The following is a 1681-nucleotide window of genomic DNA, read 5'->3' as shown; positions in this document are numbered from 1 at the left end:
CGCCAGCCGGGCTAGGCGTGGCGCCGCCAGCCGGGCTGAGCGTGGCGCCGCCAGCCGGGCTGAGCGTGGCGGCGGCGGCCGGGCTGGGTGTGGCGCGTGGGGCGGGTTCGGTTGCGGGGGCCTGGCCGACGGGCGGCGGCGGGTGGTGGACGTCGCGGGCGAGCTGTGGGAACGGCTGCAGGACCTCGTAGTCGGCGAACAGCCTCACCCACGCCGGGACCGTGGCGCCGAGCTGGACCGGGTGGGCGATCCCCACCACGGCGTCGTCGGCGAGGGGCAGTGGCTGGTCGTCGACGTCGGCGAGGGTGCGGTCCTCCGCGAGGCGGAACGCGGTGACGAGCGTGGCGTGCGGGCCGGGACCGTCGAACGTCGCCCACACGAGCCGACGGGCGACCCGCCACAGCAGCGGGTGCGCGACGACGCCCAGGCGGAATGCGGCGCCGGACCAGCGGGCGTGGCCGGTCATCGCGGCTTCGAGCCGGTGGGTCTGCTCGGTGGCGATCGTCCGCGCCTCCTTGCGCAGCTCGGCGAAGCGGGCGAACGCCGACGGCGCCGCCACCGGGTCGTCGGAGGCGGCGGGTCTCGGCAGGGTGCGGCGGCGGGTGCCGGCGGCGTCGAGGACGTATGGCCGCAGCTGGTCGTCGAGGCCGGCGGTGAAGCGGCGGGTGCCGTAGTCCAGGGTCAGGGTGGCGTCGGCGGACAGGCCGAGGTCGGGCACGAGGCGGTCGGCGAGCTCCTCGGCGCCGAGGCCGGCGGCGGCCGCGGCCTCGGCGGCCCTGCGCACGGCGTGCTCCTTCAGCCGGCCCGTGGACTGGGCGGCGACGCGGTGCAGGTGGCGCAGCGCGGCGGGTGAGCCGATCGCGGCGAACACGTCGACGCCGTGGCGGGCGTTTGCGTGCTCGCCGGTGGCCGGCCAGTCGCGCACGAGCGGGGCGAGGCGCAGGGCGGTCGTGTCGTCGCCGGTGAGGCCGAGCGCGGTGAACGCCCACCGCTGCGCCACCGGGCGGCCGGCCGCCTGCCAGCTCTGGAAGAGCGCCCAGCCGAATGCGGCAAGGCTCGCCGGGTCGCACGCCTCCCGGACGGCGGCGACCCCGGCATAGGGCTCCTCCAGGGTCGACATGGCGAGGATCGTGACGAGGTGCCGGGCGGCGTCGACGGGCAGCGCCGCGCCGTCGCGGAGCCGGACGCGAGGCAGCAGCGCGGCGTCGGCCCAGCCGGGCACGGTCGGGAGCCGGGCCGGCAGGACGTGCAGCGGGTCGGTGTCCAGCAGCGCCCGGACGCCGTCGACGGCCGCCGGGCCATACCGCTCGGCGGCGGCAAGGACGGCGTCGACGTGTCCACTTCGGACGATGTGGCGCAGGGCCCGCTCGGCGTCGCGGCGGGCCGCCCCGGGACGGGCGAGGGCCGCCGGGATGAGCGCGGTGGCGGCCGCGGCCGGGTGCCGGCGCAGCCACTCCTGCGCGACCGGGCGCGCCTGCTCGGAGCGGGCCAGCCAGCCGGCCATCCACCCGGCGACGTCGGGGCCGGTCCGGTCGAGGAGGGCGTCGGCGCTCGCCGCCGCCCACGGGCCCCTGCCCCGGCCCGGGACCGCGGGCGGGTCGGGGCAGATAAAGGAAGAGCACAAATCAGAAAAAAACTCACAAGCATAAATAAATACTATTAAATGTTCTTTATGAAGAAT

The 1681-nt window shown here is 76.9% G+C and carries 1 protein-coding gene; it reads right to left on the bottom strand.

What is annotated here, in order from left to right; all coding sequences use genetic code 11:
• On the bottom strand, positions 1 to 1624 hold a 1624-nt coding region (locus AB0K00_RS57725), incomplete at its 3' end, for a DUF4132 domain-containing protein (RefSeq protein ID WP_363540218.1).
• Between the last annotated feature and the right edge of the window lie 57 nt (positions 1625 to 1681).

This window comes from Dactylosporangium sp. NPDC049525, assembly GCF_040676755.1.
In the GTDB taxonomy this organism is placed as follows: Bacteria; Actinomycetota; Actinomycetes; order Mycobacteriales; family Micromonosporaceae; genus Dactylosporangium.
This window is presented reverse-complemented; position numbering and strand designations above follow the sequence as displayed.